We start from the raw sequence: 16,066 nt of genomic DNA on the forward strand, positions 1-16,066 counted from the left end.
AAGTATTCTACTTCAACCTAATTATTGAAGGAAAGGACAATGGGTTTTTAGGCAGTTTGATGGTAAATTGTATGTGGCGTAGCGGAGTACGTGAGATTTCTCTTTCAAAATAGCGCCCGAATTACTGGCGAATGACAAACCCTCAAGTAGTCACAAACCCGCTATGACATATACAAAATGCTACCTGCTGGTGTTTGTTTTTCCAATTGCCTATATTACAAATCTTTAATTTTATTTTGAATATTCGTGTTTTTCCTTAATCCCTCGTATTTTTTACTAGCATATTGAATTTCCAGAGAAATCTGGTAATTTTCTCCATGTAATGCAACGATAATCTCAGTTGTTTGGCCAAGCCAACCTGCATTGTACGATAAATGACCCAAACTTACAGCAAATCCATAATCATCTGGATCCTCTTTGTATAAAAAATTATGCCATTGAGGGGCATTATAGTCAGGTTTTCCATATTTCTCTGTCATTAGATTTACTAATTCTCGAAAATCTTTGATAAAATCGTTTTTGTTAGAGTGAGCAGGGGTAAACAGATATTTTGCCATAGTTAATTTATCTTTTGTAAAGATATAGGCAACATCACAACTTATACCGGCTACAAAATCAGAAAAAAAATAAACATCATCAATAGTAGATAAGTCAGTTTTGCCTTCTTTCTGCATTACAACTGTCTTTGAATCACCCCATTTCGCTACTCTAAAATCGTTGCCTTTGTTTTTAACTCCTTTTACAGTTAAAGAATATAAACGCGAGTCTGAAAAGAATGTATGATTTACTTCCACAATATAATCATCTTTATACCAAGTTCTATCCATTTTTTTTATATATTCATTGTCTAAATCATCATTATGCAGATCAGGTTCTCCGAATAGTGGAATTAAAAGATTATCCATTTCATTAGAAAATTTTTTAGCATCCTCTAAAGTGTTCTTGCTTTTCTCAAATTTTCCAAAATTAAATGATAATGATTCTAATTTCAACGAGGCAGAATCCACATACACAGTAGAGGTACCCTCCTTATCACCCAAAAATATGCCAATAATTTCATAGTCAGTCTTTGTTTTGTAGTAATCGCTGTAAAAATGACTGCGGGATTTTACTTGCGACGAATATTTTGTCACAAAATCATTTTCACTAGAATTCCAGTCTACAGAATTGATAAATTGTAAAAAATCTGTTTGTGCAGATAAGGACATTGATGAACACATCATCAAAATTATACTTGATATAAATAATATCTTTTTCATAATTCAATCCCTCATTTGTGTCGGGCTCAACTTTTTAGTTTTTCACACTTGCAGGTAACATTATATAACGCATTCTTGCGTTAATCCCACCAAATTAGAGGGGTTAACGCAACTGTTGCATCTATTTCCCATTTGTCTGAGGTGGTATTTTTATTATTTTTCAAAGCATACTTATAAACATACACCAATCAAAAGTTATTTCCAACTTATTCAAACAAATTCAATTTGATCTAAATTGTATAGCTGGTTTGGGTTTATCTCAGCATTCATCTTTGGGTCTTAATGGATAATTTTCTTTTAGCCAATGTGCTTTAGGCATTTTCTAAAATTAGGATCTTCGATGAATTGGGAAACCAAACATCACAGGAATTACCTATTGACAAATTTAAGGATTGGGAAAAGGTGAGAATGAAGATTTCCTAATCAGAGCATTTTTTGAACCGTTGAAACGGTTTGTTACCCATGGTGTATTTTATCCCACGGTTGAAACCGTAGGCTATGGTTGGGTGCTTTTTAAAGGTGTCGAATTCGACTATTCGATGAATTAGGAAACCAAACGCCTCAGGAACCACCTATTGGCAAATTAAGGATTGGAAAGAGGTGAAAATGAAGGTTTCCTAATCAGCACATTATTTAAACCGTTGAAACGGTTTGTTACCCGTGGTGTATTTTATCCCACGGTTGAAACCGTAGGCTATGGTTGGGTGCTTTCTAAAGGTGTCGAATTCGACAGGTTTAAAATCAGGGTTATGTAGGGTTTCCCAAAGTCCTATAAACTCAACCGTATTTCTGTTCCGCATCCTTTTCTTATACGATCTTCGCTTTCTTTGAGCACAACTTGTCAAGGTGAAATTTGTCCGTACTATCAATAGTATAAATTTTCTGTTCATACTAGTCGTTCTTCTAAAATGCCACAAAACAGTCTTTTATATAAAAAGTAGCAGATTAATTTTGCACTAATTTAAGTTTAAACAAAGATAGCAGAAAAGTAACAAACATTGAGTTTAGCTCTTATCTGCTATTTTTTATATACGTTATTGGCAGCTGGACTTTTATTTTGTTCCGCTATTTGCCAATCTTGGATTGCAGTTGTTTGGGGTATCTATCTCCAATAATTTTTATATTTCCCAAAGACTTATTAATCGTAATTAATTCTCCTTCCGACAATTCAATTTTTGAACCACTGATATTTTCTTTTAAGCGATGAATTTTTGAAGTACCCGGAATAGGAACAATGAACGGCTTTTGAGCAAGCAACCAAGCTAAAGCAATTTGTGCAGGTGTAGCATTTTTTTCGGTCGCAATTGAAACCACCAAATCAACTAAACTTTGATTGGCTTCCCTATTCTCTTTATTGAAACGAGGCGACATATTTCTTCCATCTGTTTTGTCAAATTCCGTATCGGCATTTATCTTTCCCGTAAGAAATCCTTTGCCCAATGGACTGAAAGAAACCAAGCCAATGCCTAATTCTTCCAATGTTGGAATGATTTCATTTTCAGGCTCACGATAGAACATAGAATATTCACTTTGTACAGCTGCAACAGGATACGTTTTATGTGCTTTTCTGATGGTTTCTGAACTTGCTTCACATAGACCAAAATATTTGACTTTACCTTCTTGTATTAATCTTTTTACCGTTCCTGCAACTTCTTCAATAGGAACACTTGGATCAACTCTATGCTGATAAAGTAAATCGATATAATCAGTTTTTAATTGTTTTAAAGAAGTTTCTACTGAGGCTCTAATACTTTCTGGACTACTATCCAACTCAAAATTCCCACCCTGTTTAAAACCAAATTTAGTTGCAATTTTCACTTGGTTTCGAATTGGAGCAAGTGCCTCGCCGACCAATAATTCATTATCGCCATATCGAAGTGCGGTATCGAAAAAGGTGATTCCCTCATCAAAAGCAGAACGTATTAATTTTATAGATTCTGTTTTTGAAGGCGCGTTGTCAAAACTTAATCCCATACAGCCAAATCCCATTATAGATACTTCCAATCCGTTGTTTCCTAACTTTCTAGTTTTCATCTTTTATTGTTTTTAATAATTAATGACTCAAAGTTGCGGATTAAAAAAAGCTATTGATTTGCCATATGGCAAATAGCAAACTATTTGATGTTTTTTCTTATTCTGCTCAATGAAGATTGTGTAATTCCTAAATAGGAAGCAATAAATGATAATGGAATTCGATTGACCAAAGACGGGAAGTTCTCCATAAATTCAAGGTATCTGCTAGAAGCATCTTGGTCTATCAATGGACTTCTTCTTTCCAATTTTACCCTATGTTGTTTGGCGGTTATCTTTTGAATGATACGCTCCCAGTCTAAAATAGTATCCGATAATTCTTTCCAGTCTCTTTTGGAGAAAACAATAAGTTTGGTATCCTCAATGGCTTGCAAATATTCTGATGGGATGTAGCTTGAATTGGATTCGAAACCATATAGAATGAGAAGATTTTCAGTAATGAAGTATCGAGTTATTTCATCACCATTACTGTTGTAATAATATACTCTTAAAACACCTTCTGTCACAAATCCCACTTGGTTTATCGCTTTGCCCGCCTCCCAAAAGAAATCATCTTTTTTAAGCTCAATTTCTTTCCCTTTTTTTATGACCAACTCTATTTGCTGTTGGTTTAAATTGCCAAAACTTAAAATATAATCTATAAATTCTTTCATTCGAGAAATTTACTGGTGATTGTTTAGATTGGATTTGTCATTTGGCAAAAAGTATATTCGGTTCGATTTTTTTCGTCTTGTTGCCAACGGCTCTGGCTAAGAAACGTGCGGGTTTTGGAACACGTATTTGTCAGCCGAGAACCAAGTTTTGTTATGTGTTAATATGTTCATTTTTTCCGTGTCAGTCCGCATGTTTTCTTAGCCTTTGTTAGCGGGTCGTTGTTTATTCATTTTTCGTTTAGTTGTTCTGCAAGTCCGATTAGTAGCCCTTCTGTTCCACGAATGTAACAAAGACGATATATGTCTTCATACTGAACCACCTCACCAACAAGTTCAGCACCTTGCTTGGTAAGTCTGGATACCAATTCGTCAATATTGTCAACTCTGAACATTATGCGTAGATAACCGAGCGAATTAACAGGTGCTATTCTATGGTCTGAAATGGTTGCCGGTGTTAGAAATCTTGAAATTTCCAGTCGGCTATGCCCATCAGGTGTAACCATCATTGCAACTTCTACAGATTGATTTCCAAGCCCTGTTACTTGTCCGGCCCATTCACCTTCAACCATCCCTCTTCCTTCAAGTTGAAGTCCGATTTCTGTGAAAAAGGAAATGGCATTGTCTAGGTTTTCTACAACGATACCAACGTTGTTCATTTCAAGTAGTTTACTTTTTGTCATCGCTGTTTTATCTTGTCATTTTTGTTTTACCTGAGGAAACTTGTCTTTGATTAAGTTGAGCTCAATCCCAAATTCTAAATATGCTTTTAGTCCGTCCAGCACGGTCGTAAAACCACCTGTATTGTTGTTAATTTCTTCGATTAAGTCGTCACCTGTTTGGCTAAAGCCATAATTCTTAATAACCACATAAGTTGTCTCGTCTGTTAAAGGTGCAAATTCAAAGTCAACTGTTGTTGCCGGGTCATCCCATTCAATCGATATTTTTTTGTTCGGTATGATTTCCTTAACCTTCACGTCACTTGAAACATTATACATTTCCCATTCCCAAGTGATTGTCTTGCCCACCTTGATTTGTCCACTTGATTTTGTAAACCAAAACTTGGTTGTAATGGCTGGGTCGATGAAAGCCTGAAAAACTTCTGATACAGGCTTTCTTATCATCATTTGACATTCTACTGTTGGTATTTTTCTTTTTTCCATACTGTACTTGTTTTATCTGTCAATTTGGTTCACTTGCTTGTTTCATACAATGCCCGCTAACGTGTTTACATACGAAACTACACTTCGTATATATCTCTAATTCGGAGGTATATGCGAACCAGTTTCGTTAATTTTCCATTTATCTGAAGTGGTATTTTTATTATTTTTTCATGGTTTACTTATAAACATACGTCAATCAAAAGTTATTTCCAACTAATCCAAACAAATTCAATTTGACCTAAATTGTATCCACTACGCTTGACTAGAATGGAGTTGGCCATTGACTTGTAGCATTGATATTCTTGTTGAGCCAATAACCTAGAACGGTTAGTAGCCAGATTTTGGCCCATTCTCGATCCATTTTGCCATCCATAAATTGCTGATAGATACGTTCTAATTCCAGGGCATTGAAGACCTTATGCTTTTCCAGATGCTGAAATTGTTGTTTTACGAATGGGGCTAGTGAACCTTTGAGCCAAATAAGCCAAGGGAAGGCAAAACCCATTTTCTTGCGATTGATTATTTCACTGGGCAGCAAATCTGCAAATGAATTTACCAATAAGCCTTTGGGAGTTTTAGATCTTTTATACGAGTCGGGAAGTGAAAGTACATATTCCAGCAGATGGTGATCTAAAAATGGAACGCGCACTTCTAAGGCATGCGCCATACTCATTTGATCAGTGTCGCGCAGAAGGGTGTCATGCAAATAGGTAGTCAGTTCGAGCCTTGAGCAGGTTGATATATACTGATCATTTTCCCAATTGAGACTTTTGAGTAAAGTGTAATTACTAGGCTCTCTTAAGCCGTCAGAACTTAGGATTTTGGTCACCTCAGTTTCGGTAAATACTTGACGGGAAACGGCATAAAGAGAAGACTCTAATAAACTCATTTTTGGAAGATTCGCCATTTTCCTTGCGAGATGGTCAGGCAGGATTTTATTTCCAATGGAATTCGACCCTAATCGAAATGCTGTCTTATAGAGAGGCTTTTTCAATTTAAGCAATCGATTAAAAATTGGATAGCCTGCAAATAATTCATCCCCTCCCAATCCACTTAAGGCCATGGTGACACCTGCTTTTTTTACCTCCCGCGAAACTACCCAAGTGTTTGGGCCATCACCACTGGGGTGATCCATATCATCCAAGGCATTGGGCAAGGAGTCTAAAAAATCTTCAGGCTTGAGAGTGATCTCAGTATGCTCAGTCTTAAATTTTTTGGCAACTAACTGAGCATATTTTGCTTCAGAAAATTCTGACTCATCAAAATTAACATTGAAGGTATTGACTTTGCCAGGAGAAATTTTAGACATTAGACCCACCACAAGGCTAGAGTCTATTCCACCGGACAAAAAGGCTCCAAAAGGAACATCAGAAACCAATCTTTTTTCAACGGCTGCTTCTGTAAGTTTTCTGACATTTGCTTTTACATCCGAAGAAGTAAGCGGGAGCTTAGATTTTGCTCTTGGCAATTCCCAGTATGGATAGATATTTACTTTGCCCTTTTTATAGGAAAGAATATGCCCAGGGTTAAGCATGGAAACACCCTCCAGAATAGTAGCAGGAAAATGAACTGATTGATAGATTAGATAATCCTTAATAGCCTGCTTGGAAATCTTTGCCTCAAATAAACCGCTTGCTACAAGGCTGCGAATTTCCGAGGAAAATGCCAGCGTGTTGGGTGAAAGACTATGATAATAATAAATAGGTTTGATGCCCAAACGGTCTCTAGCAATAAACATTTGCTGTTCTTGGCTATCGAAAAAAGCAAAAGCAAACATCCCTTCAAGGCGTTTGATAAATTCTTCTCCTTCAGCGATTAGGCCTGCAAGTAAAACTTCCGAATCGGTATTAGAAGTGAATGGGTATGCAGTTAAGTTTTGCTTTAGCGTTTGGAAATTATAAATCTCTCCATTGAATACTAGCACATAACGTCCATCTGCAGATAGCATTGGCTGATTTCCGGACTCCGACAAATCAATTATGGAAAGCCGACGATGACCTAAGGCATAACCATCTTCTGCCCAAACTCCATCCGCATTTGGCCCACGATGAGCCAAAGCTGTATTCATTTTGGCAACAATTTGCCCAAGGTCAGCTCTAGACTTGTTGTTTATGAGACCGTTAATTCCGCACATTAGAGCTTTCTTCTATAATTTCCATTAGTGTATTTGCCCATAGCTCAGGCGTAATTCTCTGTGCAAATTCATGGCTTTTTTTACCCATCTCAATTAATTGATCTTCAGGTAAGTTCATTATTCTTTGGAGTGTGTTTTTTAAATCATTCTCCTTTCCCCAAGAAAAGGTAAAGCCATTTAAACCTTCTTCCAAAAATACTTCTGCGGAACCTACTTGATCGGATAAAACCATGGGAAAACCCGCAGCGGCAAATTCATGCACCACAACACCCCAAGGTTCAAATTTAGAGGGTAATATAAATACACCACCCTCCTTCATAATACTCGGTAAATCCGAAGGTTGAACAAAACCATAGTGCTTTACGCCCTTAATTTCAGGAATTTGATCTCTTAACGGCCCTGTACCTATACAATGTAATTCCCAATCAGCTGTCTCCAAATTTTTAAATGCTTGCAATAACTCCAATATTCCCTTTTCAGGCGCATAGCGACCAGCAAATATTAAGCGTTTTGAGTGGGTTTTGTTTTTCTCAAAAATAGAATTATATCTAGTGAGTTCACAGCAATATGCTCCTAATTTAATATTGGTTTCTTGAAATCCTACTTTCAGGCCAAATAACTTTTGCCTCAATCCTGGAACCCAAAGACCATCAATAATTGGTTTGAAAATCACTTTAAAAAGCATTGCGAATATTTTCTGCTTTAATCCTCCAAACCAAGCGTTATCAACACCTAAAACTACAGGCCCATTAAATAGATAAGACGAGTATAGATATTTAGTATTTCTCCATGATGTTAGGAATATAGCTCTAGGCTCTAATTGAATAATTTTCCTTCTTAATTCAGTTATAGAAAATTTTGATAAATCGTATAGAATAACATTATTGTAATTTCTGTAATTGAAAGGAGCATCTGTATTAAGCGGAAAATGAAATAGATGAATTTTAAAAAATTTGTTTGAGCCAAACAATTCTATATTCTCTAAAAAATAAGGTGCTGGCTCTTGGTAAAGAACAATTAAATTGGAATACATTTACTAATATTGTTTATGCTTATTACTCAATACGAACCATGGATGAAGGAGCAAGTCTTTGACTTATTCCTAAAACAATACCCTGAGCAAATAAATACATTTCCTAGATTCTTTGAAAATTTGTACGAAAGTCAAATTTATAAGAATGACTCTATTAGGGTGGTAGCATTGATTGATAAGACAGTTATAGGCTTTCAGAGTTTTTTCAAATGGCCCTATTTTTACAAAGGAAAAGAATTTAATTCATTTCAATCTGGTAATTCAATTGTAAGTCCTGATCATAGAGGGAAAGGGATATTTCAGAAATTGTTAAGTCATATTTATGAAATAGCATCAAATCAGAATGTAGATTTTCTAATTGGCTTCCCTGTGAGCTTGTCTCTGCCTAGTTTTAAAAAAAATGGTTGGACACATCTATTTGATTTACAATGGCACATGAAATTAATTCATCCATTACCATTACTCAAAAAGCAAGATTTTCGAAATAAGAATATCTCAAAAGTAATACCGCATGGGATTGAAAATAATCTATCACCTGAATCATTTTCATTATCAAATAGAATTGATTGGTTGAGCTGGAAGGCTTCACTTAGTCCTAGCACAAAATTTTATTATGAAGCTCCCAATGGAACCTTGTTTCAACTAAAAATAAATAGGAGACTTTACTACTTTAATGAAGTAATTATTGGAGACATACGTCTTAAAGATTTATCCAAAATTAATGAGGACATGAAATCCTTAGTGAATATAGTAAGAAAGGAAATGAACTGTAATTTTTTGAGCTTTGCTCACAATGAAAGAAGCAGTTTAAATAACAATTTGGATCTAAAGTCTATGGGTTTCAAAAAGATTAATAAGCAAATTCATTTTATAGTAAAGCCAATATCAAATTCAATTGATGAGATAATGGATGCGGGTAATTGGCAAATATTTCGTGGTGATTTAGATACTTGGTAAATGTTTGCGGAAAAATTCAAAAAAAACTACGGCAGATTATTTAAAAAGCAAATAATCAAAAACTGGAAAAATGGATCATTGTATGTCCTAAACTACCACTCCACTCCTAAAGAGCAGATTGATAACTTTAAAAAGCAATTAGAGTTTTTGAGTACCTATTTCGAGTTTATTTCACCAAGAGTGGTAGCTGAAAAGAACTTAGCTGCTGGAGAAAAACCTAGGTTATTACTGACATTTGATGATGGTATATTGAGCAATATGGATTGCTTAGATTTGTTAGACAAGTTTAATGTAAAGGCTCTATTTTTTGTAGTTCCTAATTTTATAAAGGCTATAGAGCCTCAGAAATTTTATCGACAAAATATTAGATTTGAACCACACGATAGACTTGAAATAACTTCTAGGGATATGTCACCGATTTCAATTAAAGACTTATCTCATTTAGTAGATCGCGGACATACCATTGGGCATCATACGGCTAGCCATGATTTAAGAGAAATTAGCAAATGGGATGAAGATAAAATTGAACACGAAATAATTTCAAGTAAAAATGAATTAGAAAAAGAAATAAATTTTCGAATTGATTATTTTGCTTCCCCGATAGATAGTAGGTTCATTCTTAATAGTGAATCAGCAAAAACTCTTACGAAAAACTATGCACTTCACTTCACTACGTTTGCTGGTGCCAATAAATTTCCATTAGATAAATTAGTGAAAAGAATTAATATTGAAACCTACTTTTCAATTGAGCATATAATTTTCTCTATGAGTAAATTTGAATTACTGCGTTGGAAAATGCGATTAAGGAATATGGGTTATTGAGGAAAAACTAAAATTTCTTTTTTCTTTGGATATAGTGGATCAATTTCAGGCATTTCTTCATCACTTAAAATTGTCTTTTCTGGCTTAACTTCTGGTTTTAAGTAAACCACTAGAGTTATTAGACATAAGAAAGTGATCATCCAAGGACTCAAACTGCCTACAATCCAAACTTCGGCATTTGTAGAAACAAATACTGCAGCAAGAATACCCCAAGAGTATTTCAGATTTTTAATAGCCATAAAAAATACTTTACCCCAACCCAAAACGAAAGCGATTAGCCCTACTAAACCAACATCAAGCCAAGTATTGATATATGCATTATGAACTTGTCCTTGGTGACCTAAACTCGCCAAATAATAGTAATTGAGCTTAAATAAATAATCGCCATACCCAATACCTGGCCCCAACCAATAATTATCTTGGATATATTGCCAAGCAAAATCAATAGCAATTAGCCTTCCAGACCCTGACTCAATAGTGTCTATTCGTAAAAAATCGGCTAACCCTACACTTACGGCAGCATCAGCAAAAAGCTCTAGTGCATACTCAAAACTTATAATAAAACCTGCAAGAGTTAGAAAAGCAATTAATCCAAATTTGTATCCGAAATACCTAAAAAACATAAATATCAATGACGCTAAAAGAGCTCCTCGAGAGCCTGATGTAAGAATAGAAGCAAGAGCTAGAATATAAATAAAAATTACTTCCTTCTTTGAAAATAGGAATTGGTAATAATGTTTTGAAAGATTCAAAATCATTATTAGCATGAAAGCAAAAACACCTACACCATTTGGGTTGCCAAAAAGACCTGTAAATCTCCCTGCAAGAAACGGGTCGATTAAAGGAATAGGAATAAACCTTGCTACTAAGCCTATAGCCAAAATAATGGATAGAAAAAGGATTAAATGCTTAATTGTCCTTTCCTTATTTATTTCCCAGTCCCAGACTAATAGGTTTGGAACCATTAAAATTATCAAAAAATAAGAAACAGTTTTTTGAAAACTCTCAAAAAGTATTGGAGATTTGGAAAGACAAATTATTCCAATCAATAAATAGAACCCTAAATAAACATGAATTTTTGACTTGATTCCAAATTGAGGAATCTTTAGATAAAATAAAAAGAAAATAATTAGTGCTAGAATAGGTTTAACCGTCTGGGCAAAAGCCAAAGAAGAATTTCTTGAATCAGATAATAGCGTCATAAAAAACAACCCTAAAACTACTTCTAGGAATGCATCATCTCTAAACCAAATAGAGTTGCTAATAAAAACAACAGGGATAAGAGCAAAAGGAGAAACTAAACCTACCAAGACCCAAATGATCAAATGTCCAAAGAAAGAGGGATTATATATATATTCTCTTAGCAAGTTTTGAAAAATTAATCCTGGTAAAAAAACTCTTGAATCGCATTATTAACTTCTGATAACTGTTCATCAGTTAATTCAAAGTATAAAGGTAATCTTAATAAGCAATCACTATAATAATCTGCATTAGGAAGATTCCTACCGTCGTGTTTATCTTTGAAATATGGAGACAAATGCAGGGATTGATAATGGAATACAGCCAAAATACCTTTTCTTTTTAAGTACTCAATTAATTTATTTCTTGTTTCTACATTTTCAAGCAAAATGAAAAACATGTGAGCATTATTAAAAGCATAATCAAAAAGGATAGGCCGCTTTAATACTCCCTTGTTTTCTAGATTCTCTAATCCCTGATAGTAAAGATTCCAAAGTTCTATTCTGCGTTTTTGGATTTGTTGAAGATTTTCAAGTTGTGCATAGAGAAATGCGGAAATAACTTCAGATGGAAGGAATGAACTCCCTATATCTACCCAACCATATTTATCTACTTCACCTCTAAAAAAAGAACTTCTATTGGTTCCCTTTTCTCTTAGAATTTCGGCTCTCAAAGCAAACTCATTATCGTTTATTGCTAATAAGCCCCCTTCGCCTGAAATAATATTTTTAGTTTCATGAAAAGAGAAGGTTCCAAAATGGCCAATTGTACCTAAGGGCTTTTCTTTATAATAACTATCTATGGCTTGGGCAGCATCCTCCACAATATATAAATTGTACTTATTAGCCAAGTCCACAATTTTATCCATATCGCAAGCTACACCTGCATAATGCATAGGTACAATTGCTTTAGTTTTGATGTTGATTAGCTCTTCTATTTTGTTTACATCCATATTTGGATGCAGTGGAAGGCTATCAACAAATCGTATGGTGGCTCCACGTAAAACGAAAGCATTGGCAGTTGATACGAAAGTATAAGAAGGCATAATTACCTCATCACCAGGTTGAATATTGCAAAGCAATGCAGCTAATTCCAACGCATCAGTGCAAGAGGTAGTCATTAATGCTTTCTTGATGGAATAGTTATTTTCAAAAAAAGCATGACATTTTTTGGTAAAGATTCCATCACCTGAAATTTTACCAGAATGCACGGCTTCCTCAATATAAGTTAGTTCCTTACCTGTAAGGAAAGGTTTATTAAAGGGTATAGAGTATTTATTCATTTATCTAAAGCGAACTCTGAAGTTTTTCAAATCAATTTTAGAACCATCATTATCTAATATCATTCTTTTGATTAACAAACTCCCTTTTCCACAAATAACTAAGGGGTGTTCATCAATTTTGAGGAATAATTTACCTGGGTGTACTATTTCATGAATGTAGTCGAAACATTCTTCTGCTTCTAGAATTCTAACTTTGCCTATACCATCTATAAATGATGATGCACCTTGATATGGATATCCTACAGCGTCAATAAATCTTCGAATGTCATTTGCATTTGCAGACCAATCGATTTGGTAATCCTCTTCATCTCTCCAAATACTAAAGCTTGCTTGAGATTCATCTTGTGGGCTTCCATGTAAATCCCCCTTTCGAATAATAGCATTTACTAATTCCATTCCTAAGTCCGCATATAAAGAAGACAGAGCAGAAATTGCATTTTCAATTGTGATCGGGTAATTTACTTTTAATGACTTTTGGCCAAGGATGGGTCCTTGATCATATTGTTCGGATGCCCATAAGGCTGTAACTCCAATTTCATTCTCTCCATTAATTAGGGCATTTACTGTGGGTGCAAATCCTCTGTATTTAGGAAGTAATGAATCATGAAAAACCATAATTCGAGGAAAGCTTTTGCTAGGTATAATCCATCTCCAACCGATTGTAATGGCAATACTGTTTGCAAAATCAGTAAAACGAAAATTTTTTCTTTCTAAGAATGGGATATTATTTGATTCCGCAGAGTTTTTTATTTCATCAAAATAGTCATTTAAAACTGATTCATCTTGGGCTGCAACCACAGTATCTATTAACTCTTTGTCACTTAATTTGATGAAACTTTGTAAAAATGCTAACCCTTTTTGGTTCATTAAGAAGAGAGTGAACATAGATCAGAGATTTATAGATTTGGAAATTATATAAATCGGTCTGTTTTTTACTCCATCAAAGACCTTTGATAAGTAGAGCCCATTGATACCCAAGATAAAGATAATCAGTCCTGATAGGAACCAAATTGACATCATCATACTTGCATAACCTGATACAGTATATTTACCTAAAAGCGCAAATATTAAAACGATAATTGAAACAAGAAAAGATGATATAGAGATAAATAGACCAAGCTTGACTGTTAGCAGCAAAGGTTTATTAGAAAAGGCAAGCATAATATCAACAGCAAGCTTAAGTCTTTTATTGAAATTATAGCCTGAGCTACCTTGTTCCCTCTCTCCATGGCTTACATCTTGGTATGCTTTTTCAAAACCCACCCATTTTACCATTGTTGGAAAATAGCGGATTGGCTCACGCATTTGCCTAATCACCTCAACTATTCTTTTGTTGTAAATCCCAAAATTGGCAATAGTGTGATCTTGAGTAGCGCCAGTTAGGTAAGACAATATTCTATAAAAAATCAATGAAGTAATTCTTACTAAAAAATTATCTTGACGATCAATTCTTCTAGCCAAAACTATATCAAAGCCATTCAAAGCCTTTTCTAAGAGATTTGGGATTTCTTCAGGCTTATCTTGCAAGTCACAATCCATTACCACTATCCAGTCCCCTTGGGCAACATCCAATCCAGCAGTGATTGCATAATGCTGTCCAAAATTTTTGCTTAGTTTAATAGATTTAACTTTAGAATTTTGGTTAGAAATCCTCTCCATTTCTAGCCAGGAATTATCTGGACTATTATCCTCTACCAAGATGATTTCAAAATCCTCGCTAATATCTATAACAGCCTTAGAAATTCTATTTACTAATTCATCAATCATCCCTTGAGCACCATAAACGGGGCTAATAATGGAAATAGAAGAGACTTTTGTTAGAGGTTCTTTCAAGAAATTGAATTAATAAATATTGAGTAAAAATAAATAAGAAAATTAAGATAATAAGGCTTTTGGGTTAATCCTTTGAGGTTTTAAATAAATTTCACCCATACTAGACTACTTTCCTCTGATTTACCCCAATAAAAGTTTTCTAAATCTATCAATAGCATAAATTCCAAAGACTAATAAAAATGGATACATGCTTATAAAGTACCTATTTTCTATAATATCTCCCACGAATATTATTGCAATAACTAGAGATAGAAATAATGCTACAGAAAGCATAAATGGTAAATCACTCCATTTATCCACATTGAAAGTTCTTAACAGTATCCCAGTAAGGCCTGTAATCAGCACCGTAAAATACATTGCATAATAAAAGAGCTTAATTAGCTTTTGCAGAATTGTCATTTCCGAAAAACTTGGTAAAGGCAATAAGTAAGTACCATTAGTAAAGATAAACCGTCCTGTTCTCAATAGATTATTCACTAAATAATACCTGAAAGGTGCGTTAGATTTAATATTATCAGACAAATGAAGTGCTAATGATTCTGCCTTTAAATTAGCCCGACGTCCGAGCTCAGAGTCTTGATTTTTAATTGACAAATGATAGAGATTTCGAATTTCAATTAGAGTATTTCTATTAACTTCTTCTATTTCAAAAATCCATTCTGGGAAATTGAAGGAATCTAATTCAGAATCCTCGGCATGATGGAACCACCATGCATCACTACCCGTCCGAAATTCCGCTGAATCTCCACCATAACTATTAATGAGCTTTCGAATACCCAAAGCAGCTTTGCCGTATAAGCCAAAATCGCCATATGATTCTGAAAGCGAAGTTTCCAATGGAATAAATCTATTGAATTCAATATAATTTCTGCCTATCCAAACAGATTCAAAAACTATAAATGGTATTGCAAATATTAAGACTCGTTTGACATTATTGATAAGCCTTATATGAGGGTGACTTTTTAGTAGATAGACAAAAATTATTATAGGGATAAAAAGGATTAGCAAACCTAAAAATGGTCGCAAAAAAATTGCCCATGCTACAAAGACGCCTGAGTATAATAGAAAAATTTTACTTTGCCTCTTAAGACCAATTGTCAGCAAATAAAACCCAAAAATTACAGCAGAAACCGAAAAACTTTCAGCGAGCGTAAATAAATCGTAAATACTAGTATAGGTGCTAATCGAAAAAATGATAATAATAGAAATGAAGTAATTTTCAGTTCTAAACCATTTAATAGACAATAAAGCTAGCAGATATACACTAATAACTGATAATAATATCTGTAGTGAAATAATAATAAATAGGCTGATTGATTGTGGGAAAATATGCCTTAAAAATAAGTAAGGCATTGAATACCCTGGCAGTCGACCAGCAAATGCTTCATTGCTGCCTTCGTAAAGTTCGTAAACCCCAGTCTTAAAGTAATTATCAACCACCCCGAGAAACATATAATAGTCATTTTGCTGAATTCCAATTCCGCTGATTATTCTGTCTGGATTGAGTTGATAAGATTGAATTAGGAAAAATACTAACACTAGTCCTCTGAGTATAAAGACAAATAATACCCAAAAAAACCAGTTTGAACTTGACAGGAATTTGCTCCTATTTAGATTCATCACTCCAATTGTTTAGGATACCTATACACCGGAATCAAAATGG

The 16,066-nt window shown here is 34.4% G+C and carries 14 protein-coding genes; 2 read left to right on the top strand and 12 right to left on the bottom strand.

Annotated features, from left to right (window positions below):
* Positions 1-215: 215 nt before the first annotated feature.
* From ACOXY8_RS11305 to ACOXY8_RS11335, 7 genes are all read right to left on the bottom strand, one after another.
* A complete protein-coding gene (locus tag ACOXY8_RS11305; RefSeq protein WP_458331702.1) occupies positions 216-1,259 on the bottom strand; it encodes a hypothetical protein in 1,044 nt (347 codons plus the stop codon).
* Positions 1,260-2,324: 1,065 nt separating this feature from the next.
* Positions 2,325-3,293 carry an aldo/keto reductase gene (locus ACOXY8_RS11310; protein WP_458331703.1) on the bottom strand — a complete coding sequence of 323 codons (969 nt, stop codon included), beginning with the start codon at positions 3,291-3,293 and terminating at the stop codon, positions 2,325-2,327.
* An 80-nt stretch (positions 3,294-3,373) separates the two neighbouring features.
* A complete protein-coding gene (locus ACOXY8_RS11315) occupies positions 3,374-3,943 on the bottom strand; it encodes a Crp/Fnr family transcriptional regulator (RefSeq protein ID WP_458331704.1) in 570 nt (189 codons plus the stop codon).
* Positions 3,944-4,170: 227 nt separating this feature from the next.
* Positions 4,171-4,623: a VOC family protein gene (locus ACOXY8_RS11320; protein ID WP_458331705.1), complete on the bottom strand. Its 453-nt coding sequence runs from the start codon at positions 4,621-4,623 to the stop codon at positions 4,171-4,173.
* A 15-nt stretch (positions 4,624-4,638) separates the two neighbouring features.
* Entirely contained in the window at positions 4,639-5,103 is a 465-nt protein-coding gene (locus ACOXY8_RS11325; protein ID WP_458331706.1) for an SRPBCC family protein, read from the bottom strand.
* 262 nt (positions 5,104-5,365) lie between these two features.
* The gene (gene asnB / locus ACOXY8_RS11330) at positions 5,366-7,237 is read right to left on the bottom strand and encodes an asparagine synthase (glutamine-hydrolyzing) (RefSeq protein ID WP_458331707.1); all 1,872 of its coding nucleotides are present in this window, start codon (positions 7,235-7,237) and stop codon (positions 5,366-5,368) included.
* The gene (locus ACOXY8_RS11335; protein ID WP_458331708.1) at positions 7,224-8,270 is read right to left on the bottom strand and encodes a glycosyltransferase; all 1,047 of its coding nucleotides are present in this window, start codon (positions 8,268-8,270) and stop codon (positions 7,224-7,226) included. Before ACOXY8_RS11335 ends, asnB begins: the two co-directional genes overlap by 14 nt.
* 15 nt (positions 8,271-8,285) lie before the next feature.
* Here ACOXY8_RS11335 and ACOXY8_RS11340 point away from each other — a divergent pair, with 15 nt between their 5' ends.
* Entirely contained in the window at positions 8,286-9,227 is a 942-nt protein-coding gene (locus tag ACOXY8_RS11340) for a GNAT family N-acetyltransferase (RefSeq protein WP_458331709.1), read from the top strand.
* Complete coding sequence (locus tag ACOXY8_RS11345; RefSeq protein WP_458331710.1) at positions 9,228-10,049, top strand: polysaccharide deacetylase family protein; 822 nt, start codon at positions 9,228-9,230, stop codon at positions 10,047-10,049.
* Here the strand turns inward: ACOXY8_RS11345 and ACOXY8_RS11350 are convergent.
* The 5 genes from ACOXY8_RS11350 to ACOXY8_RS11370 all read right to left on the bottom strand — a co-directional run bounded on the left by ACOXY8_RS11350 (position 10,043) and on the right by ACOXY8_RS11370 (position 16,023).
* Positions 10,043-11,014, bottom strand: a complete 972-nt coding sequence (locus tag ACOXY8_RS11350; RefSeq protein ID WP_458331711.1) for an O-antigen ligase family protein — start codon at positions 11,012-11,014, stop codon at positions 10,043-10,045. The genes ACOXY8_RS11345 and ACOXY8_RS11350 overlap by 7 nt on opposite strands.
* Positions 11,015-11,427: 413 nt before the next feature.
* Positions 11,428-12,570 carry a dTDP-4-amino-4,6-dideoxygalactose transaminase gene (gene rffA / locus ACOXY8_RS11355; RefSeq protein WP_458331712.1) on the bottom strand — a complete coding sequence of 381 codons (1,143 nt, stop codon included), beginning with the start codon at positions 12,568-12,570 and terminating at the stop codon, positions 11,428-11,430.
* Positions 12,571-13,455, bottom strand: a complete 885-nt coding sequence (locus ACOXY8_RS11360; protein WP_458331713.1) for a methionyl-tRNA formyltransferase — start codon at positions 13,453-13,455, stop codon at positions 12,571-12,573.
* Positions 13,456-13,458: 3 nt separating this feature from the next.
* A complete protein-coding gene (locus ACOXY8_RS11365; protein ID WP_458331714.1) occupies positions 13,459-14,403 on the bottom strand; it encodes a glycosyltransferase family 2 protein in 945 nt (314 codons plus the stop codon).
* Positions 14,404-14,523: 120 nt separating this feature from the next.
* Positions 14,524-16,023: a hypothetical protein gene (locus ACOXY8_RS11370; RefSeq protein ID WP_458331715.1), complete on the bottom strand. Its 1,500-nt coding sequence runs from the start codon at positions 16,021-16,023 to the stop codon at positions 14,524-14,526.
* Positions 16,024-16,066: the final 43 nt, after the last annotated feature.

It is taken from the genome of Peijinzhouia sedimentorum, assembly GCF_049340005.1.
Taxonomy (GTDB): Bacteria; Bacteroidota; Bacteroidia; order Cytophagales; family Cyclobacteriaceae; genus CAXBDP01.